Source organism: Halomonas sp. H10-59 (genome assembly GCF_040070555.1).
In the GTDB taxonomy this organism is placed as follows: Bacteria; Pseudomonadota; Gammaproteobacteria; order Pseudomonadales; family Halomonadaceae; genus Halomonas; species Halomonas litopenaei.
In genome coordinates this window covers 3,753,294-3,778,702 of the sequence record NZ_CP098828.1, presented here as the reverse complement: position 1 = coordinate 3,778,702, position 25,409 = coordinate 3,753,294, and the positions used below count along the sequence as shown (strand labels likewise).

17 protein-coding genes are annotated in these 25,409 nt (G+C 63.9%); 12 read left to right on the top strand and 5 right to left on the bottom strand.

The window, feature by feature from the left end:
* Positions 1-603 precede the first annotated feature (603 nt).
* The gene (locus NFG57_RS16395; RefSeq protein WP_348814786.1) at positions 604-4,965 is read left to right on the top strand and encodes a YadA-like family protein; all 4,362 of its coding nucleotides are present in this window, start codon (positions 604-606) and stop codon (positions 4,963-4,965) included.
* 187 nt (positions 4,966-5,152) lie between these two features.
* Here NFG57_RS16395 and tsaA read toward each other — a convergent pair whose 3' ends face one another.
* Entirely contained in the window at positions 5,153-5,890 is a 738-nt protein-coding gene (gene tsaA / locus NFG57_RS16390; protein ID WP_045992834.1) for a tRNA (N6-threonylcarbamoyladenosine(37)-N6)-methyltransferase TrmO, read from the bottom strand.
* A 283-nt stretch (positions 5,891-6,173) separates the two neighbouring features.
* Between tsaA and NFG57_RS16385 the strand changes: the two genes are divergently transcribed.
* Positions 6,174-6,695 carry a GNAT family N-acetyltransferase gene (locus NFG57_RS16385; RefSeq protein WP_348814785.1) on the top strand — a complete coding sequence of 174 codons (522 nt, stop codon included), beginning with the start codon at positions 6,174-6,176 and terminating at the stop codon, positions 6,693-6,695.
* 206 nt (positions 6,696-6,901) lie between these two features.
* On the opposite strand, the gene nadC is transcribed toward NFG57_RS16385, so the two are convergent.
* A complete protein-coding gene (gene nadC / locus NFG57_RS16380) occupies positions 6,902-7,759 on the bottom strand; it encodes a carboxylating nicotinate-nucleotide diphosphorylase (protein ID WP_045992832.1) in 858 nt (285 codons plus the stop codon).
* 107 nt (positions 7,760-7,866) lie between these two features.
* Between nadC and ampD the strand changes: the two genes are divergently transcribed.
* From ampD to NFG57_RS16350, 6 genes are all read left to right on the top strand, one after another.
* Positions 7,867-8,424 (top strand): 1,6-anhydro-N-acetylmuramyl-L-alanine amidase AmpD, encoded by a 558-nt coding sequence (gene ampD, locus NFG57_RS16375; protein ID WP_045992831.1) that lies wholly within the window; start codon positions 7,867-7,869, stop codon positions 8,422-8,424.
* Positions 8,425-8,782: 358 nt separating this feature from the next.
* Positions 8,783-11,455 (top strand): pyruvate dehydrogenase (acetyl-transferring), homodimeric type, encoded by a 2,673-nt coding sequence (gene aceE, locus NFG57_RS16370; protein ID WP_045992830.1) that lies wholly within the window; start codon positions 8,783-8,785, stop codon positions 11,453-11,455.
* A gap of 74 nt (positions 11,456-11,529) precedes the next feature.
* Positions 11,530-13,605: a dihydrolipoyllysine-residue acetyltransferase gene (gene aceF / locus NFG57_RS16365; protein ID WP_348814784.1), complete on the top strand. Its 2,076-nt coding sequence runs from the start codon at positions 11,530-11,532 to the stop codon at positions 13,603-13,605.
* Between the two features lie 289 nt (positions 13,606-13,894).
* Positions 13,895-14,551 carry an adenylate kinase gene (gene adk / locus NFG57_RS16360; protein WP_045992828.1) on the top strand — a complete coding sequence of 219 codons (657 nt, stop codon included), beginning with the start codon at positions 13,895-13,897 and terminating at the stop codon, positions 14,549-14,551.
* 100 nt (positions 14,552-14,651) lie between these two features.
* On the top strand, positions 14,652-15,371 hold the full coding sequence (gene tsaB / locus NFG57_RS16355; RefSeq protein ID WP_045992827.1) for a tRNA (adenosine(37)-N6)-threonylcarbamoyltransferase complex dimerization subunit type 1 TsaB: 720 nt from the start codon (positions 14,652-14,654) through the stop codon (positions 15,369-15,371).
* A gap of 38 nt (positions 15,372-15,409) precedes the next feature.
* Positions 15,410-16,114 (top strand): class I SAM-dependent methyltransferase, encoded by a 705-nt coding sequence (locus tag NFG57_RS16350; protein ID WP_348816198.1) that lies wholly within the window; start codon positions 15,410-15,412, stop codon positions 16,112-16,114.
* Here the strand turns inward: NFG57_RS16350 and plsB are convergent.
* Complete coding sequence (gene plsB, locus NFG57_RS16345) at positions 16,098-18,542, bottom strand: glycerol-3-phosphate 1-O-acyltransferase PlsB (RefSeq protein ID WP_348814783.1); 2,445 nt, start codon at positions 18,540-18,542, stop codon at positions 16,098-16,100. The genes NFG57_RS16350 and plsB overlap by 17 nt on opposite strands.
* 141 nt (positions 18,543-18,683) lie before the next feature.
* Here plsB and NFG57_RS16340 point away from each other — a divergent pair, with 141 nt between their 5' ends.
* A complete protein-coding gene (locus NFG57_RS16340) occupies positions 18,684-19,796 on the top strand; it encodes a phospholipase D-like domain-containing protein (RefSeq protein WP_222570069.1) in 1,113 nt (370 codons plus the stop codon).
* Between the two features lie 96 nt (positions 19,797-19,892).
* Here the strand turns inward: NFG57_RS16340 and NFG57_RS16335 are convergent, their stop codons facing one another.
* Positions 19,893-20,630, bottom strand: coding sequence for a YecA family protein (locus NFG57_RS16335; RefSeq protein ID WP_348814782.1), 738 nt, complete (start codon positions 20,628-20,630; stop codon positions 19,893-19,895).
* Between the two features lie 97 nt (positions 20,631-20,727).
* Here NFG57_RS16335 and NFG57_RS16330 point away from each other — a divergent pair, with 97 nt between their 5' ends.
* The 3 genes from NFG57_RS16330 (at position 20,728) to NFG57_RS16320 (ending at position 24,335) form a co-directional block, all read left to right on the top strand.
* Positions 20,728-21,318, top strand: coding sequence for a SprT-like domain-containing protein (locus NFG57_RS16330; RefSeq protein ID WP_348814781.1), 591 nt, complete (start codon positions 20,728-20,730; stop codon positions 21,316-21,318).
* Positions 21,319-21,488: 170 nt separating this feature from the next.
* Positions 21,489-23,438: an acetate--CoA ligase gene (gene acs, locus NFG57_RS16325; RefSeq protein ID WP_348814780.1), complete on the top strand. Its 1,950-nt coding sequence runs from the start codon at positions 21,489-21,491 to the stop codon at positions 23,436-23,438.
* Between the two features lie 234 nt (positions 23,439-23,672).
* Complete coding sequence (locus tag NFG57_RS16320) at positions 23,673-24,335, top strand: response regulator transcription factor (protein ID WP_045992823.1); 663 nt, start codon at positions 23,673-23,675, stop codon at positions 24,333-24,335.
* 108 nt (positions 24,336-24,443) lie between these two features.
* On the opposite strand, the gene NFG57_RS16315 is transcribed toward NFG57_RS16320, so the two are convergent.
* Positions 24,444-25,391 carry a LysR family transcriptional regulator gene (locus NFG57_RS16315; RefSeq protein WP_222516004.1) on the bottom strand — a complete coding sequence of 316 codons (948 nt, stop codon included), beginning with the start codon at positions 25,389-25,391 and terminating at the stop codon, positions 24,444-24,446.
* Positions 25,392-25,409: the final 18 nt, after the last annotated feature.

The window sequence follows — 25,409 nt, the reverse complement described above, 5'->3', positions numbered from 1 at the left end:
GGTGGCGGGGCACTGTCTAGCGGCACGGTCGCTCGATTAAACGGCGCACAAGCGATAGGTGTAAACGCCATTGCCATTGGCGGAGACCTGACCGGAGGGTCCGTTGCCAGCGCCACCTCGAGTCTTGCTATTGGCGCAAAGGCGACGTCCACGGCGACCAATGCGACGTCACTTGGGGCCACGGCTAAAGCGACGGGTAGCCACTCCACGGCACTGGGATCAGGCAGTGTTGCCAACGGCGCGAAAAGTGTCAGTGTTGGCCATCTCAACGTTTCCAATGGCGACAATAGCCTTGCATTGGGTGAGAGCAACTCCACATCGACAGGCGCCAAGAACGCGATTGCCATTGGTACTTCCAACAGGATCGAAGGCGCATCGACATATGCGTCTGCGATTGGTCTCAACAATACCGTTCAAGGCAATGCAGTCCGGGTCGTTGGCAATACCAATAACGTGACCAGCGATTTTTCCGGTGTTTTCGGCTCAAGTAACACGCTGTCATCGACTGCTACTGGTGCCAATGTAGTAGGTCTTCAAAATACCGTCGCCGGCGCCGCTACCAATGTAGTGGGAAATTGGTCGAAAGCGAGTGGCAACTACTCCATGGTGCTCGGTGATTCCGGAGAGGCGTCCGCCAGCAACGCCATTGCCATCGGTACCAATGCCAAGGCCAGCGTGGCCAACAGCGTGGCCTTGGGAAACGGCGCCACCACCGAGGCGGTGGTGGGAACCACCCAGGCTACCATCGCGGGCAAGAGCTACAGTTTCGCCGGTGCGGCTCCGACAGGCACTCTGAGCCTTGGCTCGGCGGCAACGACCGATAGCGGGGGCAATGCGGTAGCCAGCGTCGAGCGTACTATTACTCACGTAGCGGCCGGACGGTTAGCTGTCACCAGCACGGATGCCGTCAACGGCAGTCAGCTGAATGCCACCAATCAGGCGCTGGGAGAACTGTCGGAAGGCGTGCAGGCGTTGGGAGATCTGTCAGACGGCGCAGTGGTCTACGACCGCGGCACCGGAGGCACGCTCAATGAGGGCAGTATCACCCTGGCCGGCGATGCCGGTACCCGAATCACCAATCTGACCGACGCCACCCTGTCCACCGACAGCACCGACGCGGTCACCGGTCGTCAGTTGAACGCGACGAATGTGCGCGTGACCCAGAACGAAGGCGATATCGCCAATCTCACCACCAACCTGGGGGATATCGCCGCCGATAGCGCGTACTACCAGGCCAAATCCAGCGGTAGCGGCGCCGGTGCCAGCGGCACCGACAGCCTGGCGATGGGGCCGGCGGCGGTGTCCTCGGCAACCAATGGGGTGGCTATCGGCAATGGCGCGAAGGCCAGCGTCGCCAACAGCGTAGCCTTGGGTAACGGTGCCACCACGGAAGCGGCGGTGGCCACCACCACGGCCACCGTGGCCGGTACTGACTACGCCTTGGCCGGCAGCAGCCCGACCGGTACGGTCAGCGTGGGCACCAGTGGCAGCGAGCGCACCATCACCCACGTGGCAGCAGGTCGACTCTCGGCCACCAGTACCGACGCGGTCAACGGCAGCCAGCTCCATGCCACCAACCAGGCCCTTGGGGATCTGGCCGAGGGCGCAGTGGTCTACGACCGCGGTACCGGTGGCACGCTCAATGAGGGCAGCATCACCCTGGCCGGTGATACCGGAACCCGAATCACCAATCTGACCGACGCCACCCTGTCCACCGACAGCACCGATGCGGTCACCGGTCGTCAGTTGAACGCGACCAATGCTCGAGTCAGTCAGAACGAAGGCGATATCACCAATCTCACCACCAACCTGGGGGATCTGTCGGCCGGTGCGGTGGTCTACGACCGTAGCGACGACGGCACGCTCAATGAGGGCAGTATCACCCTGGCCGGCGATGCCGGAACCCGAATCACCAATCTCACCGACGCCACCCTGTCCACCGACAGCACCGACGCGGTCACTGGCCGTCAGTTGAACGCGACTAATGTGCGGGTGACCCAGAACGAAGGCGATATCACCAATCTCACCACCAACCTGGGGGATATCGCCGCCGACAGCACGTACTACCAGGCCAAATCCAGCGGTAGCGGCGCCAGTGCCAGCGGCACCGACAGCCTGGCGATGGGGCCGGCGGCGGTGTCCTCGGCAACCAACGGGGTGGCTATCGGCAATGGCGCGAAGGCCAGCGTCGCCAACAGCGTAGCCTTGGGTAACGGTGCCGCCACGGAAGCGGCGGTGGCCACCACCACGGCCACCGTGGCCGGTACTGACTACGCCTTGGCCGGTAGCAGCCCGACCGGTACGGTCAGCGTGGGCACCAGCGGCAGCGAGCGCACCATCACCCACGTGGCAGCAGGTCGACTCTCGGCCACCAGTACCGACGCGGTCAACGGCAGCCAGCTCCATGCCACCAACCAGGCCCTTGGGGATCTGGCCGAGGGCGCAGTGGTCTACGACCGCGGTACCGGTGGCACGCTCAATGAGGGCAGCATCACCCTGGCCGGTGATACCGGAACCCGAATCACCAATCTGACCGACGCCACCCTGTCCACCGACAGCACCGATGCGGTCACCGGCCGTCAGTTGAACGCGACCAATGCTCGAGTCAGTCAGAACGAAGGCGATATCACCAACCTCACCACCAACCTGGGGAATCTGGCCGAGGGCGCAGTGGTCTACGACCGCGGCACCGGTGGCACGCTCAATGAGGGCAGTATTACCCTGGCCGGCGATGACGGTACACGAATCACCAATCTCACCGACGCCACCCTGTCCACCGACAGCACCGATGCGGTCACCGGTCGTCAGTTGAACGCGACGAATGTGCGCGTGACTCAGAACGAAGGCGATATCGCCAATCTCACCACCAACCTGGGGGATATCGCCGCCGATAGCGCGTACTACCAGGCCAACTCTTCCGCCAGCGGCGCCAGTGCCAGCGGCACCGACAGCCTCGCGATGGGGCCGGCGGCGGTGTCGTCGGCAACCAATGCGGTGGCCATCGGCAATGGCGCTTCAAGCTCGGTGTTTGGCGGCGTGGCACTGGGCAGCGGAGCGATCGCGAACCGCGAGGTGGCGAAGGTCTCCGGCCAGATCGTCGTGGGCAATGCCACCATTCAGTACAACACCTCGGACGCCGATCTAATGGGAGCGGTCTCCGTGGGTCGGGACGGTGAGTATCGCCAGTTGATCAACATCGCCGATGGTATCGAGGATCACGATGCGGTGACCATGCGTCAGCTCAAGGGGGCCGTGGGGTCGCTCTCGGATACGGGATCGCTGTATTTTCATGCCAACGGGGGAGGGGAAGTCGACGCCCTTGCCACCGGCGAAGGCTCCATCGCCATTGGGCCTGATACCACGGTCAATGGCGATGACGCCATCGGTATGGGGGTGAGCGCCAAGGTGGAGATAGGGGCAGCCGGTGCGGTTGCCATTGGCGACCAGAGCCACACCCTGCTGGAAGATGCGATTGCGGTCGGTAGTACGGCAGTGTCCTCGGGCGAGCAGGCGATGGCCCTGGGTGCTGGAGCCAGCGCCAATCAGGCTATGGATGTGGCGCTGGGGGCCCAGTCGACCTCACAGGAGGCAATAGGCACCGAGTCAGGCATTATCTTCGGTGAACAGCATGAATACGCCGGCACAAACCCCATTGCTACCGTCAGCATCGGTGACGAAGGGCAGGAGCGAACCTTGACCCACCTGGCCGCGGGTCGAATCTCCGCTACCAGTACCGATGCGGTTAATGGCAGCCAGCTCCATGCGACCAATATGGCGCTTGAGGAAGTGGTGGCGTATGACCACTTCAACGACGGCAGCGTCGACTGGAACCACGTAACCCTGAAGTCGCCTGGTAGAGCCTTCGGCGGTACCGTGCTCGGTAATATTGCGGATGGGTCGCTTTCCGACTCCAGTCTAGAGGCGGTCAACGGCAGTCAGCTCCACGCCACCAATGGTCGTCTCACCAATCTTGAAGGCGATGTCGGTGATATCCAGACGACCCTCGACAGCTTGGGGGGCGGCAGTGGCAACCCGGCCCAGAATGTCGTGCAATATGACCCAGATTCCAACCAGGGAAAGATCACTCTGGCTGGTGCCGACGGTGGTACCGTGATCAGCAATCTGGCCGAAGGCGATATCCATCAAGGCAGTACTGATGCGGTCAATGGTGGTCAGATCTGGGACTTGATGGAGGATATCGGCGACCTGGCACTGAGTGGTCAGGACACCAAGTACTTCCAGGCGAATTCGCAGGGAGACGCTGCCACTACCAGTGCTGCAGACACCGTTGCCATCGGAGGTGGCGCCAAGGCTCAAGCTGAAGGAGGTGTTGCACTTGGTGATGGCGCTGTGGCCGATAGAGAAGGCATGAAGGGGGAGGAGGAAGCCTTTTCGCACGTGGCGGTGGAGTCATCCAAGGGAGCTGTTGCGGTCGGCAACGAGGGTGGTGAACGTCAGATCACCCACGTCGCGGGGGGCACCGAGGACACCGATGCAGTCAATGTGCGCCAGCTTGGTGCCGTGCAAGAGGGAGCGGTCAACTACGATCGTAGCGAGGATGGCAGCGTCGACTACCACTCTGTCAGCCTGGGCAATGGCAGTGGCCCCACCCAGTTGCATAACGTGGCTGCCGGTTCGGCACCCACCGACGCGGTCAACATGTCGCAGCTCAATGAACTGAACCGCAAGTTCACTTCCGACTACAACCAACTCGACCACAAGATTGACGAAGTAGAGCGAGATGCCAGTGCGGGGATCGCGGCCCTGGCCGCCATGGGCGATGCACCCTATGTCGCAGGAAAGCTCACCTATCATGTGGGGACTGGCTACTACAACGGAGAATCGGCACTAGGTGTGAGCGTACGACGAACCGCTGATACTGGCCGCTGGAGTGTCGGGATGGGGATTGGCGCCTCCCACGGTGGCCCAACGGTCGGTCTGGGAATCTCCGGGGTCATCGATTGAGACCAGTGGGCAGGTCAAACGAAAACCTGGTCGTTCACCTTGGGTGTGGCTGTGTCGCAAGGCACAGCGGTACTGACGGTGTCGCGATCACGGATGGTGATCGGCGTCGATGCACAGTGACAGTGGGCGCGGAAGTTGAAGTAGCGGCATATGATGCTGCGGCCAGTGGAGTTACGAGCACAGCGGGTCAGTCGTTTCTTCCTGGTTCCTGCCCGGTTTCAAGGGCGTCCACGCGAAAGCGCAGGGCGCCCTTGTCGTTTTCGGCGCGAAAACGCACGTTGAAACCTCTCAGGCTGACACCGTACTGGCGATCGTCGTCACTGCCCTTGCTGCGATAGGCGGGGCGCGGGTCCTGGGCGAGGACCTGGGCGATCAAGCGACGCAAGGAACCATCGTTGTCGCTGCTGGAAAGCACCGCTTCGGCCTCGGCCGAGAACACCACCGGATGCTGCGTCGGCGCTTCAGGTGCAAAACCGGTACGGGCGTCGGGGCGACTCTCGGCCCAGGGCAGGTAGGGCTTGATATCCACCACTGGTGTGCCGTCGACCAGATCGGCGCTCTTGAGCACCAGGCTGACGCCGTCGCGCGTATCGATGTCGATCAACTCCACCAGCGAGAGCCCGAGACGGTTGGGGCGGTGGGTGCTGCGGCTGGCAAATACGCCTATTCGTGCATTTCCTCCCAGTCGAGGCGGACGGACCATCGCTTTCCAGTGGGGCGGACTAAGGTGAAAGATGAAGGTCAGCCACAGGTGGCTGAACCCCTCCAGCCCACGTACGGCCATGGGATTGGCGAAGTCGCCCTCCAGCACCAGACGAGCTCTGGCATCTTCTGCAAGCCCTGGCTGACGGGGTACGCCGAACTTGTCCGGGAAGTCGCTGCGTATGGTGCCGATGGGCGTCAGGGTATAGAGGTCGTCGGGCATGATCTGGTGAGGCTCTGATGTCGAGGCGTTGAGGTGGATGCTGTTACATCGATGCTTTGATGTCGAAACTCTGATGACGCAGGAAGTGGGTCAGGGGTGACCTGAATGACTCCAGCAACGTGCTTGCAGGTATCGTGACATGACAAAGCTCCAGTTGGGCATGAAACAGCGTCGCCGGGCATCAGGGTGGTCAGGAGTGTTGGATCGAGCCCGTTATCTGATTAGGCTTGGCGAACCTCGACGCGCCGGATTATCCGTCTCCAGTCCTGCAGGAGTTCCCTACATGTCCGAACCCAGAATGTCGCAAGCCATGCCGGTCGAGCGACGTTCCCGTATTCACTATCGTGAGGCCCTCGCCAAGGATGGCTCGGATCAAGCCGAAGTGTTCTATCACGCCGTCATGATGGGGGCCAGTCGCCACTACAGTCTGGCCCAGCGTCAGGCCTGGGCTTCGGCGCTGCCCAGGGACGGTTCCGCCTGGCGTGCTCGTCAGGCATTGTTTGCTACCCTGGTGGCCGAGTGTGACGGTCGCTGCGTCGGCTTTGTCGAGTTGGACCCCGGTCGCGCGCGCGTCGAGACGCTCTATGTGTGGCCCTCGCTGACCGGCCAGGGCATCGGCGGCCGCTTGCTGTCGCTTGCCGAGGAGCGCCTGAGAAACGCCGGCGCCCGGCGGATGATCATCGAAGCCAGCCTGATGCTGGCAGAGCCACTGCTCGACGCCGGCTGGGAATCCCACGGTGAAGAGTGGGTCGAGCGCGCCGGAGAGCTGCTGCCACGGCTATGCATGAGCAAGCCGTTGGAGTGACCCCGGCTGGACGTTGGAGTGCCCCCGCTGGACGCTGGAGAGCCCCCCCGCTGGACGCTGGAGAGCCCCCCCCGCTGGAGTGACCCCGCTGGAGAGCCCCCTGAGAGTAATCTGCAGGAGTGCCCCCGAGAGTGCCCTTCAAGAATAGCCCCCAGGCATGGGCCAGGGTCCAGGCCGGGGGATCGCTTCTCGAAACGGGCAGGGCGTCAGCCTGCCGGGCCTTCCTCGACCATGCGCATGGACAGGTCGATGGCCTTCACGTCCTTGGTCAGTGCGCCGCTCGAGATGCAGTCGACACCGGTCTGGGCGATGGCTTTCAGCGTCGTCTCGTCGACATTGCCGGACGCCTCCAGCGTCGCCTGGCCTGCGACGCGGCGCACCGCTTCTCGCATGTCATCCAGTGAGAAGTTGTCGAGCATGATCACGTCGGCGCCGGCGGCCAGCGCCTGATCCAGTTCCTCGAAGGTCTCGACTTCCACCTCCACCGTCAGGTCACGCGCGATGCTGCGGGCCTCCTTCACGGCGCCGGCGATGCCGCCGCAGGCCGAGATATGGTTTTCCTTGATCAGGAAGGCGTCGTAGAGGCCGATCCGATGGTTGCAGCCACCGCCACAAGCCACCGCATACTTCTGGGCGATACGCAGACCTGGCAACGTCTTGCGGGTGTCGAGCAGCCGCACACCGGTGCCCTCGAGCAGGTCGACGTAGTGGCGGGTGCGCGTGGCGGTGGCCGACAGCGTCTGCAGCAGGTTGAGAGCCGCGCGCTCGCCGGTCAGCAGGCTGCGTGCGGGGCCTGCCAGTTCGAGAAAGGGCTCGTCTGGCGTCAGTCGATCGCCGTCCGCGGCATGCCAGGTCAGAGCGACCCGGGGATCGAGGCGGCGGAACAGCTCGTCGACCCAGGCCACGCCGCAGAGTATCGCCGGCTCGCGGCTGATGACGCGGGCCTTGCCCAGATGCTTTTCGGGAATCAGTTGGGCGGTGATGTCCACCGGACCGACGTCCTCGGCCAGCAGGCGAGCGGCACTGTTGCGGATGTCTTCGGCAAGGGCGTCCTGAAAGTGCATGGGTATCTCTGTATTGCGGCGCGTGGAGCCGACATTATAGGGGCACTAGCACCTCGACGTCAGTGGGCGAGGTGACGATCCCATATTCAGACAATGGAGACACCAGCATGCAGTGTCACGACGGGTGGCTCGACGGGGCCAGGCGAGCGCCTTCGCCCAACGTCAATGAACGACCCGAACGAGAAATATCGGCGGTGGTGGTGCATTCCATCAGTCTGCCGCCGGGTCAATTCGGCGGCGAGCACATCGAGGAACTGTTCACCAACCGTCTGGATCCCGAGGCCCACCCTTACTTCGCGAGTATCGCCGGACTCAAGGTCTCGGCGCATCTGTTGATCCGTCGCGACGGAGAGTGTGTTCAGTTTGCGCCCTTCGAGGCGAGGGCCTGGCACGCGGGACGCTCCAGCTGGTTCGATGGCCATTGCCTGCGCCGCGAGCTCAACGACTTCTCGATCGGGATCGAGCTCGAAGGGGACGAGGTGTCGCCCTATCGAGACGCCCAGTACCGTGCCCTGGCCCAGGTGCTGCACGCGCTGTTTGACGCCTACCCCGAGATCACCCCCCAACGACTGACCAGTCACGCGCGAATCGCTCCCCTGCGAAAGACCGATCCCGGCCCCTCCTTCGACTGGGCGTACCTGCGGCGCTGTTTGCAGCACCGCTAGATGAAGATGCCATGCATCGTTTCGGCATAGCGCGAGCCATCACCTTCAGGTCAAACGGTAGTTTGTTTACAAGTGGCTGACTTGAGGCGCTTAAGTCATACCCCCTTTAGGTTAAGCTATTGTGTTGCAGTGCAATATGAGGTAATTGAAAAATATTTCCATAGCTGCTTCAATTGGCAGTGCAGGGCGTTTGAGGTATCTTCTTGCCCAATCGTGCTCGTTTGGCACGGACATTCTAGTAATATTACTACATGCCTGACGCTGCGAGGCGGGCGGGGAATCACCCCCTCTATCCCGCTCGCTCATTGGCCTCGATCGTGGGGCAATGGACCCCCATCGTCATTCGGAGAGACGTTCTATGAGTCTTGGTTCAAGAGAAGATCTCGATCCGGTCGAAACCCAGGAATGGTTGGATTCCCTGGAGTCTGTTCTGGATCGTGAGGGCGAGGATCGTGCCCGGTACCTGATGACGCGGCTCGCCGACCGTTATCGCCAGGACGGCATGCAGGTGCCCTTCTCGGTCACCACCCCGCATCGCAACACCATTCCGGTGCACTGCGAGGCCCCGATGCCTGGCGATCTGTTCATGGAGCGTCGTATTCGCTCGGTGATCCGCTACAACGCCATCGCTCAGGTCATTCGCAACAACAAGGCGAAGCCGGGACTGGGTGGCCACATCGCCAGCTTCATGTCCTCCGCGACTCTCTACGACGTGGGCTTCAACCATTTCTTCCGTGCCCCCAACGGCGACTTCGAAGGCGACCTGATCTACATCCAGGGTCACGTGGCACCGGGCATCTACGCCCGCGCCTACCTCGAGGGCCGGCTGACCGAAGAGCAGATGGACAGCTACCGCCAGGAAGTCGATGGCAACGGCCTGTCATCCTACCCGCACCCGTGGCTGATGCCGGAGTTCTGGCAGTTCCCGACGGTTTCCATGGGTCTGGGCCCGATCCAGGCGATCTACCAGGCCCACGTCATGAAGTACCTGCACTCCCGCGAGCTGCACGACATGCAGGATCGCAAGATCTGGTGCTTCATGGGCGACGGTGAGTGTGACGAGCCGGAATCTCTCGGCGCCATCCACCTGGCCAGCCGCGAGAAGCTCGACAATCTGATCTTTGTTATCAACTGCAACCTGCAGCGTCTCGATGGCCCGGTGCGCGGCAACTCCCGCATCATCGACGAGCTCGAGGGTGTCTTCCGCGGTGCCGGCTGGAACGTGCTCAAGGTCGTCTGGGGTCGTCACTGGGACCCGCTCTTCGAGAAGGACAAGAAGGGCATGCTGCAGAAGCGCATGGACGAGGCGGTCGACGGCGACTACCAGAACTACAAGGCCAACGGCGGTGCCTACACCCGTGAGCACTTCTTCGGCAAGTACCCGGAGACCGCCGACCTGGTCAAGGACATGTCCGACGAGGACATCTGGAAGCTCAATCGCGGTGGCCACGATCCGTTCAAGGTCTACGCGGCGTACCACGAGGCGACCACCAAACCCAATGGTCGCCCCACCGTGATCCTGGCGCATACCGTCAAGGGCTACGGCATGGGTGGCGGCGACGGCGAGGCGGCCAACGAGGCGCACCAGGTCAAGACCATGGAGTACGAGGCGCTCAAGCGCTTCCGTGATCGCTTCGGCATCCCGATCTCCGACGACCAGCTCAAGGAAGTGCCGTACTACAAGCCGGACGACGATTCGCCCGAAATGAAGTACATGCACTATCAGCGCGAACAGCTAGGCGGCTATCTGCCGAGCCGTCGCAATGACTTCGAGGCGCTCGAGATTCCCGGCCTCGATGACAAGACCTTCGCCTCCCAGACCGGCGGCTCCAAGGGCCGCGAAGTGTCCACCACCATGGCCTTCGTGCGGATCCTCAATGGCCTGGTCAAGGACAAGAAGATCGGCAAGCGGGTGGTCCCGATCATCCCCGACGAGGCGCGCACCTTCGGTATGGAGGGCATGTTCCGTCAGCTCGGTATCTACACCTCCGAAGGCCAGAAGTACGAGCCGGTCGACAAGGGCCAGATCATGTTCTACCGCGAGGATCAGAAGGGTCAGATCCTCGAGGAAGGCATCACCGAGGCCGGCGCCATGTCTGCCTGGATTGCCGCGGCCACCTCGTACTCGAACAACAACACCACTCTGCTGCCGTTCTACATCTACTACTCGATGTTCGGCTTCCAGCGGATCGGTGATCTGGCCTGGGCCGCCGGTGACATGCAGGCTCGCGGCTTCCTGTGCGGTGGTACCGCCGGTCGTACCACGCTCAACGGCGAGGGTCTCCAGCACCAGGACGGTCACAGCCTGCTGCAGGCAGCGATGATCCCGAACTGCCGCACCTATGACCCGACCTACGGGCACGAAGTCGCGGTCATCGTGCAGGATGGTCTGAAGCGGATGTTCTCCGACAAGGAAAACTGCTTCTACTACCTGACCCTGATGAACGAGAACTACGAGCACCCCGAGCTCGAGGAGATTCCCGCCGAGGACATCATCAAGGGCATGTACCTGCTGCGCGAGACCAAGGGCAAGAAGGGCCACGTCCAGCTGCTGGGCTCCGGTACCATCCTGCGCGAGGTCGAGGCTGCCGCCGAGATACTGGCCGAAGAGTGGGGTGTGGGCTCCGACATCTGGAGCGTGACCAGCTTCAATGAGCTGCGTCGCGAGGCCCTGGGGCTCGATCGTCAGGCCTTCATCAACCCGGATGCGGACCCCGAGAAGCCTCACGTCACCAAGTGTCTGGAAGGGCGCAAGGGACCGGCGATCGCCTCGACCGACTACATGAAGCTGTACGCCGACCAGGTCCGCGCCTGGGTGCCGACCGACTATCATGTACTGGGCACCGACGGCTATGGTCGCTCCGACACCCGCGAAGCGCTTCGCCGGTTCTTCGAGGTCGACCGCTACTACGTCACCGTGGCGGCGCTCAAGGCGCTGGCCGATCGTGACGAGATCGACCGCAAGGTCGTGGCCGAGGCACTCAAGAAGTACGACATCGACCCGAACAAGCCCAACCCGCTCGAGGTGTAAGGCATCGGTTGGACTGTCCGGTGGCATGGCGGGCCGGTGGCCCGCCTCCGTCAAGAGTTTGAAGGAGCGCGACCTTGAGTAGCGAAATCATCAAAGTGCCCGATATCGGTGGTGACACCGATGTGGAAATCATCGAAGTCGCGGTGTCCGAAGGTGACGTGATCGAGCCGGAAGACACCCTGATTACCCTGGAATCCGACAAGGCCAGCATGGACGTGCCGGCGCCCAAGGGCGGCAAGGTCCTCAAGGTTCTGGTCAAGGAAGGCGACACCGTCTCGGAAGGCGATGACATCGTCGAGATCGAGGCCGAAGGTGGTGGCGACGCCGACGAGGATGCTGACGCCGACGCCGATTCGGCTGAAGAGTCGCAGGCCGATTCCGGCGGCGACGAGCAGGAAGCGCCCAAGTCCGACGACAAGCCGGCACCGAAGAAGAAGAGCGGCGGTGGCAGCAAGACCGTCGAGATCAAGGTGCCGGACCTGGGTGGCTCCAGCGACGTTGAGATCATCGAGGTGGCGGTGTCCGAAGGCGACGAGGTCGGCGAGGAAGACACCCTGATCACCCTGGAGTCCGACAAGGCCTCCATGGACGTGCCGAGCCCCCACGCCGGCAAGTTGGTCAGCCTGAACGTCAAGGAAGGGGATACCGTCTCCGAAGGTGACGTCATCGGCTCCATGGAAGTCGCCGGTGAAGGCGATGATGGCGATGATGGCGATGACGACTCTGCCGATGAGTCTGCCGATGAGTCTGCCGATGAGTCTGCCGATGATAGTGCAGCCGAGTCCGCCGAAAGCGCGTCGGAAGAGCAGGAAGAGGACGATTCCGACGACGAGGCCGCCGAAGGTGGTCGTCAGGAGGTTCGTGTCCCCGACCTGTCCGGTTCCAGCGACGTGCCGATCATCGAGATGGCCGTCAGCGAAGGTGACGAGGTGGACGTCGAGGACGCCCTGATCACCCTGGAGTCCGACAAGGCCTCCATGGACGTGCCGAGTCCGTTCAAGGGCAAGGTGGTGGAGCTGTCGGTGAAGGAAGGCGACAGTGTCTCCGAGGGTGACCTGATCGGCTACATCGAGGTCGCCGGCGCGGCGCCCAAGAAGAAGGCGCCGAAGAAGGACGCTCCCAAGAAGGACGCCCCGAAAAAGGATGCCCCGAAGAAGGACGCGCCCAAGCAGCAGGCGGCGTCCGGTCAGGGCTCTGCGGTGGCCGACAAGCCGCGTGATGCCAAGAGCGTCCACGCCGGCCCTGCGGTGCGCATGCTGGCCCGCGAACTGGGTGTCGACCTGGCCCTGGTGAAGCCCTCCGGTCCCAAGGACCGAGTGCTCAAGGAAGACGTGCAGAACTACGTCAAGCAGGCCATGGCCAACCAGGGCAAGGGCAAGAGCGACGCCGCTGCGGCACCTGCTGCCGGGGGCTCTGGCATTCCGCCGATCCCGGATCAGGACTTCAGCCAGTTCGGCGAGATCGAAGAGAAGCAGATGGGCCGCCTGATGAAGATGGGCGCCAACAATCTGCATCGCAGCTGGGTCAATATTCCCCACGTCACGCAGTTCGACGAGGCGGACATCACCGAGCTCGAGGCCTTCCGCAAGTCGATGAAGGCCGAGGCGGAAGCCCAGGGCGCCAAGCTGACTCCGCTGCCGTTCCTGATCAAGGCGTGCGCCTATGCCTTGAACAAGTACCCGCAGTTTAACGTCAGCCTCAAGGCCGACGGCGAGACCGTGGTGCAGAAGAAGTACGTGCACATCGGTATTGCCGTGGACACGCCCGATGGCCTGATGGTGCCGGTGATCCGCGATGCCGACAAGAAGTCGCTGATCGACCTGGCCAAGGAGTCGGTGGAGCTGGCCAAGAAGGCTCAGTCGAAGAAGCTCAAGCGTGACGAGATGACCGGTGGTTGCTTCACCATCTCGAGCCTGGGCTCCATCGGCGGGACCGCCTTCACGCCCATCGTGAACCCGCCGGAGGTGGCGATCCTCGGGGTTTCCAAGGCGTCGATGAAGCCGGTGTGGAATGGCGCGGACTTCCAGCCGCGACTGATGATGCCGCTGTCGCTGTCCTATGACCACCGTGCCGTCAACGGCGCCGATGCCGCGCGCTTCACCGCGTTGCTGGGACAGTTGTTGACCGACGTGCGTCGCCTTCTGCTGTAATTCAGGCCGAATGCGAGAACAGAACGGCGCCGCAAGGCGCCGTTTCTCGTCCTGCCGTCAGCTCTGACAGCGTGCCATGTGGATGTGCCAGGCCGGGCGAATCGTGACGCTTCTATGACTCCTGACCAAAGTGCAATCTAGATGCCAGCAGCTTGATGTTAAACGCTTTTTCTGCAGGTTTTCGGTGAGTTGCGAGTAACCTCAGGTTGTGTCGCCAAGACGGCACGGGTATTGTTCGCTTAACCCATTCTTCACCCCGACTTTTCGCTTTCTCGAAGGAGTTCCAACGATGCGTTTGATCCTCTTGGGTGCCCCGGGTGCCGGCAAGGGCACCCAGGCCCAATTCATCTGTGAGCGCTACGATATCCCACAGATTTCCACTGGTGACATGCTGCGTGCAGCGGTCAAGGAAGGCAGTGAACTGGGCCTCAAGGTGAAGGAAATCATGACCACCGGTGGCCTGGTCTCCGATGACATCATCATCGCCCTGGTCAAGGAACGCATCGCCCAGCCTGACTGCGCCAACGGTTTCCTGTTTGACGGCTTCCCGCGCACCATTCCCCAGGCCGATGCCATGAAGGAAGGTGGCGTCAAGATCGATCACGTGCTCGAGATCGCCGTGGCCGACGAGGAAATCGTCAATCGTCTGGCGGGTCGTCGGGTCCACCCGGCGTCCGGCCGCGTCTACCACGTCGACCACAATCCGCCCAAGGAAGACGGCAAGGATGATGTGACCGGCGAGGCGCTGGTTCAGCGTGATGATGATCGCGAGAATACCGTTCGTAATCGTCTGTCGGTCTACCACGAGCAGACCGAGCCGCTGGTGGGCTACTACCAGCAATGGGCCCAGCAGGCGCCTGAGGATGCCCCGCGCTATCATCGCGTGGAAGGCGTGGGTAGTGTCGATGACATCACCCGTCAGGTGCGCGAGGCCCTCGAAGGCTGATCTACCGCACCACGCTTGCTGCATTCGACTCACGGCTCGCCCCAAGGCGGGCCGTGAGTCGTTTATAATGTGCCGGATTCACTACCAGGATGAGCCTGACATGACCTTGATTGTGGCCCTCGATGCCTCCTCGAGCGCCTGCTCCGCGGCCCTGCTGCGTCGCCAGGAGGGTAGCCCGGACGAGGTGATAGCGCGTTTTGCGCAGACCCCGCGAGAGCATACCCGTCGTCTGTTGCCGATGGTCGACGAAGTGCTGGCCGAGGCCGGGGTGGCGGCCAGCGAACTGGACGCCGTGGCCTACGGGCGCGGACCAGGCTCCTTCACTGGCTTGCGGATTGCCGCGGGTGTGGCCCAGGGGCTGGCCTACGGACTGGACCGCCCGCTGGTCGGTGTATCGACGCTGGAGGCACTGGCGCTGGGCGGCCACCTGCGCCATCGCTATCGCTACATGGTCACCGCGCTGGACGCCCGCATGGGCGAAATCTACGTCGGTGCCTGGCGGGTCGAGGACGGGCGGCCGTTGGCACTGATGGACGAAGCGGTGCTGCCGCCCGAACGGCTGGTGCTGCCCCGCGAGCATGAAGACCATGATTGGGTGGGACTGGGGTCTGGCTGGGCGCTGTGGGATCAGATGCCCGCCGAGATCCAGGCCAGTCTCAATCTGACCGTGACCGATGTCGACCCTGCCGCCGAGGACATGGTGCGCCTGGCCGTCGAGGTCTTTGCCGCAGGCGATGCCCAGCGTCCCCATGACGCCCAGCCCGTCTATCTGCGCGACCAGGTGGCCTGGAAGAAGACCGAGCGAAAGGCGCGTTCGTGAGTGTTCGCCTGAGCCCTGACCTGGCGCTGCCCTTCGTTATGGACACCGACCCCGAGGCGGCGCTGGCGCTGGAACGGGATGACCAGGGTCGGCTGGTGCTGGTCGGTGGCGAGGCCCGCTATGGCAAGCCGCTATGGGTCGACTTCGTCGGTGGGCGAGCCGGCCACCGACGGCGTTTCGGCGGCGGGCGCGGTCAACTGGTGGCTCGGGCCTGTGGTCTGGCCAAGGGCGTCACCCCGAGCATCATCGATGCCACCGCGGGTCTAGGCCGTGACGCCTTCGTGCTGGCGAGCCTGGGCGCCGAGGTGCTGCTGATCGAGCGGGTAGCCGCGATTGCGGCCCTGCTGGATGACGGACTCCGGCGTGCCCGGGAGGATAGCGACACTCAGGAAGCGGCGGCGCACATGCACCTTGCCCATGGCGACAGCAGTCGCGAGCTTGACGCCATCGTGGCAGCGGCCGGGGTAGCCCCGGAGGTGATCCACCTGGACCCGATGTTCCCCCACCGCGACAAGTCGGCCCTGGTCAAGAAGGAGATGCGGCTGTTTCGCGAGTTGGCGGGGGACGATGACGATGCACCGCGGCTATTGGAAGCGGCGCTGGACGTCGCCAGCCACCGCGTGGTGGTCAAGCGTCCGCGCAAGGCGCCTCCCATAGCAGGCCCCGAGCCGAGGCATCGACTCGAGGAGAAGACCAGCCGCTACGACATCTACGTGCACCGCTCGCTCAAGGCTGAGCGCTGACCTCCGAGGGAGCCTCGACGGCCTCCTCGCGGTGACGGCTGATCAACGCCAGCCGCCGTCGCAGCGAGGCGTCGAGCAGGCGTGAGGCCCGCTGGGCCGCGCGCTTGAGGCACTCGTCGAAGTGCAGCCGGTCCTGCTCGAGCCACACCCAGCCTTCCTGTTCCAGGGTATCGATCAGGGTCTCGAACAGCTTGGGGTCGAAGAACTCCGGTGCCTCGCGACCGCTGAGCAGTCCAAGGCGCTCCGACAGCGCGCGCGAGCGCTCCTTCAGAGTGGCCCGGTCCAGTGCCCCCGATCCGGATCGCAGCAGCACCTCGATCAGCAGGGCGTTGCGCTCCAGCGATGGCTGGATCATACGGCCGATCAGCTCGAGGCGTTCTCGGCCTTCGAGGCTTTCCACCGGCGTAAAGCCTTCGCCATGGCGCTCCAGCAGCCCCAGGTCCACCTGGACGGCAAGAATGGCCGCGAGGCGTTCCTTCATGTCCGCGCTTTCATCGACACAGAACTCCCGGGCCAGCGGTGGCCAAAGCGGCGTCAACAGGTCGCAGAGTTCGTGGAGGCTGCGTTGGTGGCGGCTGCGAAAGGCGAAGGCGACCAGCGCCGGCAGGGCGAACAGGTGCAGCACGTTGTTGCGATACCAGGCCAGCAGTGCCGCCTGCTCGGGCGTGGCGCTGACGATGTCACCAAGGCTATGGGCGTGGCGCTCGACCATGTCCAGGTCCACCGCCCTGGCGATGCAGGCTTCCGGAGACTCGTCGGGCAGACTGGGTCTTTCGCCGCAGGCGGGGCTGTCGGCCAGGCGACAGAGCAGGGCGAGCTGGTCGGTCAGGGTGGCGTACTCCAGGGCGCGGTGCGGCGACGAGAGTAGCGCTAGGCCTGTCAGGTTGATGGCATTCAGCGCCGCCACCCGGTTGATGCGCCGGGTCAGGGATCTGCCAAGCGTGGTGACCGTCGGTGCCAGCCAGTCGGGGCGCGGCGACTCGTCGTCTCGCCAGCCGGGGGCGTGGCTATCGAGAAAGCCCCCGATGGGCAGCGGCTCGCCGATATTGACCGATACCCGGCCGTAGGGCTCGCGCAGACGTCCGAGCACCCGCAGCAGATCCAGCGGGGACTCCTTGCGCTTCTTGCCACCGCCCAGTTCGCGCTGGTAGCTGGAGTTCTCGAGAATACGCTCGTAGCCGATATAGACCGGAACAAAGACCATCGGCCGCTCGTCGACCCGCTGGCAGCGCAGGAAGGACCGCAGTGTCATCGCCAGCATGCCGGGACGAGGCGTGAGCATGCGACCGCTGCGGGAACGACCGCCTTCGATGAAGTACTCCATCGGATAGCCCCGGGCCAGCAGGCGGTGCAGATATTCGTTGAACACCGCGCCGTAGAGGCGGTTGTCGCGAAAGCTGCGACGCAGGAAGAAGGCGCCACCACGTCTCAGCAAAGGGCCGATCAACGGCATGTCAAGGTTGCGTCCTGCGGCGATGTGGGGCGGCATCAAGCCTTCGCGGTAGAGCACGTAGGACAGCAGCAGGTAGTCGATATGGCTGCGGTGGCAGGGCACGTAGATCAGGGTGTGATCCTCGGCCAGGGCCTTGACCTCTTCCAGACCATTGACGTCGACGCCGTCGTAGAGCCGGTTCCACAGGCGCTTCAAGGCGCCGGCCAGAAAGCGCAGCACCGGATAGGTCATGTTGGCCGCGATCTCGTGGCCATAGCGTCTGGCGCGTCGCTTGAGTCGTTTGCGTGAGCTGGCCTTCTCTGCCAGTTGGTCGATCTCCCGACGCACCTCGTCGCTTGCCACCACTCCCTGAATCATCGTGCTGCGGTGCGACAGGTCCGGCCCCAGCACCCGCGTACGCACCCGGCGAAAGTGTACCCGCAACAGCCTTGCCGCCTTGCGGTTGGTGCGTGGGGCGTCACCGTCATGCAGTTCTTCGAGGTGCAGCGGGGCGCCGAACTGGATTTCCACGTCGCGGCCGTTGACCAGCACCGACAGCGCTCGCCGCAGTCGTCCGGTCAGGCGCCAGCTGTCCGCTGCCAGCAGATGCCAGAGGCCGAAGTCCTTGCCCGGGGCTCGCCCCCAGAACACACTGACGGGCACCAGCTGTATCCGGGTGTCGCTGGTGATCAGCTCGGTGAAGGGCGCGACACCGGTGGCTTGGCCCGGCCACAGCCGGAACCGGCGTGCCGGCAGCGCCACGCAGCGCGGCAGGTTGCTGTCGGGCAGCGCCAACCGGCCACGCGCCGGGGGCAGGCCATGACGTTGGCAGTAGCTGTCCAGCAGCAGGGCGTCGCTCAGCGAGGGGCGCGGTAGCACATAGAGCGTCGGTAGCTGCGGATCCAGCGCCAGTTTATCCGGCGTCGGTTCCGCCAGCCGAACCTCGGTCCACAGTTCGATGAGTCGGCGCAGCGGTGCGCGAAGCATGCCAGGCATAGCAATTCCGTTGTTCGGGGCAGTAGGCGAGGACCGTCTGCGGGCCATCCATGTCGTGCCGTCAGTATAACGATCGGGTAGGGTGGCGCCATGATCTGCTTGATATCCGGTTGATATGACACCGCCAGGGAGACGTGCAGCATGACCACCGCGTGGCGACAGCATAATCGCGTCGATCTATTGCCGGAGGCCGATCGCTTCCTGCCGGCGCTGTTCGAGGCGGTGGCCGAGGCCCGTCAAAGCGTGCTGATCGAACTTTATCTGATGGAGTCCGGCGAACTGGCCGACCGCGTCATCGAGGCGCTGGTGGCCGCATCGCAGCGCGGCGTCGCCGTCTATCTACTGTTGGACGGTTTCGGCGCCATGGGGCTTTCAGGCCAGGATCGAGAACGCCTGGTCGCATCCGGCGTGTGGTTGCGAGACTTCAACCCGCTGGGCTGGCACTCGCTGGGACGCAACGTCAGTCGTGATCATCGCAAGCTGGTGGTGGTGGACCAGCGACTGGCCTTTACCGGGGGCTTTGGCGCCGTCGATGAGTTCCTGGCGGCCTGGTTCGAGGTGGCTGTGCGTGTCGAGGGCCCGGTGGTGGACGACTGGGTGGCACTGTTTGCCCAGGTGTGGAACTCGCCGTTGACCAGAGGCGCCCCGCAGGCACCGGCGCTGCCGTCGTCGAGTGGCGAGAGGCGCCATGACCCTGGAGTCAGGGCACGGGTGATCTGGGGACGGGGTTACCGCTTTCAGGCCATTCGCCACTCACTGCAGGAGCGAATCGCCCGCGCCGAACGGCGCCTGTGGCTGTGTACGCCCTACTTTGTGCCCACCCTGGGGCTGAGGCTCAGGCTGCAGCGCGCGGCGCGCAAGGGCCGTGACGTGCGCCTGCTGCTGCCAGGACGGGACCACGACCATCCCGGTATCCGCTACGCCGGGCAGCGCTTCTACTCTCGGTTGCTGCGGGCAGGGGTGCGCATCTACGAGTTCCAGCCAAGCTTCATCCACGCCAAGTTCGTGGTCGCCGATGACTGGGTCAGCCTGGGGTCCTGCAACTTCGACCACTGGAGCCTGCAGTGGAACCTCGAGGCCAATCAGGAGGTCGAGGACGCCGTCCTGGCCGACGAGGTCGCGGCGCTGTTCGAGCGCAATTTCGCGGCGAGTCGGGAGATCACCCGGGAAAGCTGGGCGCGCCGCTCCTGGTGGGCCAGGATCAGGACCTGGCTGTACGGCACCCTTGATGGCTGGCTGACCCGCTTGCGCTGAGGCGCCGGCTATCGCTTGCTCCGGTGCTGACCAGCGCCTGGCCTGTGACGCGCTATCGCTTGGCCTGTTATTCGCTAGCGCTTGGCCTGTTATTCGCTATCGCTTGCCTTTGGGGCCTTTGGCCTGGGGTCTGCCCTGGCCGCTCTTGCTCTTGTTGCCAGGGCCCTTGTTGCCATGACCCTTGTGGCCTGCCTTGCCACCCCTGCCGCCGGCTGGCGCCTTGCCGCGGGGCTTGGGCTTGGGGGTGTCCGGCGGTACCCGGAAGTGCAGGTACAGATCCAGCACCAGTTCCGGCAACTGACCGACCAGGCGCTCGAGTCGCTCACCTTCCCCGGCCAGATCGGCCATGTCGGGCTCGTCGGCGAACAGTCCCGACAGCGCCATGAAGGGCAACAGCAGTGTGGCCACGGTTTCTTCATCGCCCTCGAACCAGGCGGCCTCGTCGAGGAAGACGCCTTCCATGAAGCCGGCACACCAGTCGCCGATGGGCGTCTCTTCCGACGCCATGCCGTCCAGCGTCAGCTCGAAGGGCAGTTCGGGAAGACCGCCGCCTTCCAGCACGCCGATAGCGTTGGTCCTGAGCTGCTCGAGCAGGCCCAGGATGATCTCCCTTTCCTGGTCGCTTTCGAACTCGGGGGTGCCGTGAAACAGCTCCGCGACCCAGGCGGCAGCCTCGACATCCCGCGGCGCCACCGCCAGCGCGACCAGGAAGCCGTGGGCGCCGATCAGGTCCAGCGCATCGGGACCGGCGCGCTCCTCGAGAAAGTCATCGAGCAGGTCCAGAGCGTCGTCTTCGAGCAAGGGGAGGGGGAGCGGCGTTTCGGCGTCGGACATGGGGCGCTCACTTGGCGAGGGGATGACTGGACGGTGGTCTTTACCGTCCCCGTTCGAGGCGGCATTCTAGCACTCCTTTACCTATTCTGACTGCGTCATGACCTCGACCCGGCCATCAATTCGCCCGCGCGCTCGCGGTGACTCTCCCACCCCGGTGTTGCCCGACGTCGACGACGCCTGGCTTCAGTCACTCGACGTCGCCGCCCTGCGCCAGGCGCTGATGGCAAGAGTCGTGGAGGCGGTGGCGCTGTGTCGTGACTATCATCCTGGGCTGCCGGAGCCGAAGGTGTGGTGCGATCTGCGCGGCAAGGGCGCAGGGCAGGCCCACTTCGGTCGCGGCGGACTGCGCTTCAATGGCCAGCTGCTGGAAGAGAACCGCCACGCCTTCTTCACCGAGGTGGTGCCCCACGAGGTGGCCCACTGGCTGGTCTGGCACCTGGAAGATGGGCCTACCTTTCGCCCCCATGGCAGGGAGTGGCAGACCGTCATGCTCAGGCTGTTCGGCTTGGCCCCCCGGGTCACCCATCGCTTCGATACCGCCCGCTCGAGCCCTGTCCCGTATCGCTATCGCTGCGCCTGTCGCGAGCACGGATTCTCGGCACGGCGTCACGCCAACGCCCAGGCCGGTCAGGAGTATCGCTGCCGGCACTGTCGCGGCCGACTGTGCCTGGTTCGGAAGAAGTGCTGAAATTTGCGCTTAACCTCTTGTTATAAAATAAAAAAATAGTCATACCAATGTCTAAGGGGAAACCCTGGCCTGGCGACGTTATGCTGGCTGTCAGGTTATTCGCGCCGGTCGGTCTCTCTTATTCAGGCGGCTGGCTCTTCACTTCGATGGGTATCCAAGGACAGAGCACCATGAGCGATCATCAGCACGTCTATCCGGTTTCCGATGCGTTTGCCAAGACCGCCTGGGCCGACAAGGCCACCTACGACAAGCTCTATCGGCAGTCGGTGGAAGATCCCGAGGGCTTCTGGAAGGAGCAGGCCGCACGCCTTGACTGGATCAAGCCGCCGCAGACCATCAAGTCGGTATCCTTCGCCAGCGACAATGTCGATATCCGCTGGTTCGAGGATGGCACCCTCAACGTGGCGGCCAACTGCCTGGATCGACACCTCGACAAGCGTGGCGACAAGCCGGCGATCATCTGGGAAGGGGACGATCCGAACGAATCTTCGGTGATCACCTACCGCGAGCTGTACGAGCGTACCTGCCAGCTGGCCAACGCCCTGAAGTCCATGGGGATCGGCAAGGGTGACACCGTGACCCTGTACATGCCGATGATCCCGGAAGCCGCCATGGCCATGCTGGCCTGCGCCCGTATCGGTGCGGTGCACTCGGTGGTGTTCGGCGGCTTTTCTCCCGACGCCCTGGCCCAGCGGGTCAAGGACGCTGCCTCACGGGTCATCATCACCGCCGACCAGTCCGTACGCGGTGGCAAGCAGGTACCGCTGAAGGACAACGTCGACGCCGCCCTGACCCGTGACGGCACCGACGTGGCCGAGAAGGTGCTGGTGGTCAAGCGTACCGGCGGTGACATCGAATGGCACGAGGGACGTGACGTCTGGTACCACGACGTGGTGGCCGATCAGGACACCGACTGCCCCGCCGAAGAGATGGGTGCCGAGGATCCGCTGTTCATCCTGTATACCTCCGGCTCCACCGGCACCCCCAAGGGGCTCAAGCACACCACCGGTGGCTACCTGACCTACGCCAGCCTCACCCACCAGTACGTGTTCGACTATCACGAGGACGAGGTCTACTGGTGCACCGCGGACGTGGGCTGGGTCACCGGCCACAGCTACATCGTCTATGGGCCCCTGGCCAACGGTGCGGTGACCCTGATGTTCGAGGGGGTGCCGAGCTATCCGACCCACGGGCGGATGGGTGAGATCGTCGACAAGCACAAGGTCAGTATCCTCTACACCGCCCCCACCGCAGTGCGCGCCCTGATGGCCCACGGCGACAAGGTGATGGACTCCAGCTCTCGGGATAGCCTGCGCCTGCTTGGCTCGGTGGGCGAGCCGATCAACCCCGAGGCCTGGGAGTGGTTCTACCGGGTGATCGGCAACAGCAAATGCCCGATCGTCGATACCTGGTGGCAGACCGAGACCGGCGGCATCATGATCACCCCGTTGCCCGGTGCCATCGACCAGAAGCCGGGCTCCGCGACCCTGCCGTTCTTCGGTGTGCAGCCGGCGCTGGTGGACAACGAAGGCAAGCGCCTCGAGGGCGCCACCGACGGCAACCTGGTCATCCTCGATTCCTGGCCGGGACAGGCGCGCTCCATCTGGAACAATCACGAGCGCTTCATCCAGACCTACTTCTCCACCTACGAGGGGACTTACTTCACCGGTGACGGCTGTCGCCGTGACGAGGACGGCTACTACTGGATCACCGGCCGGGTGGACGACGTCCTCAACGTGTCCGGTCACCGCATGGGCACCGCCGAGATCGAGTCCTCGCTGGTGGCACACTCAGCGGTGGCCGAGGCCGCCGTGGTGGGCTTCCCCCATGACATCAAGGGGCAGGGTATCTATATCTACGTGACCCTCAACGACGAGGCCGAACCCACCGACGAGCTCAAGAAGGAACTGACCCAGTGGGTGCGCAAGGACATCGGCCCGATCGCCTCGCCGGATCATATCCAGTGGGCACCGGGACTGCCCAAGACCCGCTCGGGCAAGATCATGCGCCGGATTCTGCGCAAGATTGCCGCCAATGAGTGTGATGGCCTCGGCGACACCAGTACCCTGGCCGATCCTTCGGTGGTCGAGGATCTGATCGAGCACCGCGCCGCCAAGTAAGGCTCATGGCGTAACAGCAGGTCCTGCGGGCCGGCTGCCGGAAACTTCCGGCGCCGGCCCGTTTTTGCATAGTGATGGAGGCCGCAGAGTCGGCACCACGGGTAGCCGTTGAGGATGCTTGCGTCAGGGCGCTTGGGAAAGCCGGCAACCATGGGGTAACATGCTGTGCAAACAAGCGTCTTGCGTTGCGGCGTCCAGGCCTGACACGCTGCATCGGAATCCGGAGGAGAGTCCATGGCCTTTGCCCAGAAATTCATCGTAGCCGATGATCATCCGCTGTTCCGTGCCGCCCTGACGCAGGCGCTTCGCCAGCTCGCGCCCCAGGCCGAAATCATCGAGGCCGACACCATGGAGGCCACCTCGGACGTGGTCATTCGCCACCCCGACGCGGACCTGATCCTGCTCGATCTGCACATGCCTGGAGCCCACGGCTTCTCCGGGCTGATCCAGCTGCGTGGTCAGACCCCGGATGTGCCGGTGGCGGTGGTATCCGGCAGCGATGAAGTGCACGTCGTGCGCCGCGCCATCGACTACGGTGCCTCGGGGTTCATTCCCAAGTCCTCGTCGCTGGCGTTGATCGCCGAGGCGGTGGGCGAGATCCTCGACGGCGAAGTGTGGCTGCCGGAAGAGATGGCCGACGCCCTGGGTGAGGCCAACGAGGAAGAGGCGCGCTTTGCCGAGGCCATCGCCTCGCTGACGCCTCAGCAGTTCCGCGTACTCAACATGTTGACCGAAGGCCTGCTCAACAAGCAGATCGCCTACGAGCTGAACGTCTCCGAGGCCACCATCAAGGCCCACGTGACCGCCATCCTCAGAAAGCTGGGCGTGCACTCGCGCACCCAGGCGGTGATCGCTGCCCAGAAGCTCGAGGTCGAGCCACCCAAGGTCGAATCCTGACGCGGTTGCTTGCGCATCGACGACACCCCGCCCAGGCGGGGTGTCGTGGTTCTGGGGCGGGGGCCCAGTCCTATGCTGGCGCCGGCCCTGGTGGCAGCCAGCCGGTGTTCATTCGACGTCGTCCGACAGCACCAGCCGGTCATGGCGTCCCATCAGAAAATCCTGATTCATTGCCAGCGCCTCGCGCAGGAAGTCCCACAGCAGACGCACCCGGGCAAGCTGGCGCTGCTCCTGCCGGGCGGTGATCCAGAACTGACGCACCACCGACACTTCGTCCTCCAGCAGCGGCATCAGCCCGTCTCGTCCCGCCGTCATGAAGCACGGCAGAATGCCCAGGCCTGCGCCGCTCTCGGTGGCCATCATCTGGGTCGTCACGCTGGTGCTGCGAAGCGCAAAGTGGGTCTGCTGCGCCTGTTGCACCTGCGGCGACAGCAACGGATCCAGGTAGTTGAGTTGCTCGCTGAACAACAGGTCGTCCACGTAGCCGATCAGCGGATGTGTGCCCAGCTGGGCAAGCTGCTGCGGTGCCCCGTGGCGCTCGACGTAGTGCCTCGCCGCGTAGAGCTTGAGCCGGTAGTCGCACAGTCGCGAGGTGACCAGGCCGGGGTTGCCCGGTCGTTCGATGGTGATCGCCAGGTCTGCCTCATGGCGGCTGAGATTGACCACGCGAGGCAGCGCCAGCAGGTCCAGGGTGAGGCCGGGATGACGCCGGCAGAAGGCGCTGAGCAGCGGGGCCACCACCCAGGTCCCGAAGCCTTCGGTCACGCCAAGTCGGATCTGGCCCTCCAGGCGCAGGTTCTGATCGGTCAGACTGTCGGCGGCCTCGTCGGCGTGTCGGGCCATCTGTTCCGCGTGGCTCTTCAGACGTTCGCCGGCGGGAGTCAGGCGGTAGCCGTGGGTGCTGCGTTCGAACAACTGGGTGTTGAGTCGCTGTTCGAAGCGGCGGGTTCGCCGCGACAGGGTCGAGTGGTCAACGCCCAGCCGTCGGGCGGCGTCGGACAGGCGGGCATGCCTGGCCACCTCGAGAAAGACCTGAAGGTCCTGCCAGTCGAGCAAAAATCACCTCCGCTGAGC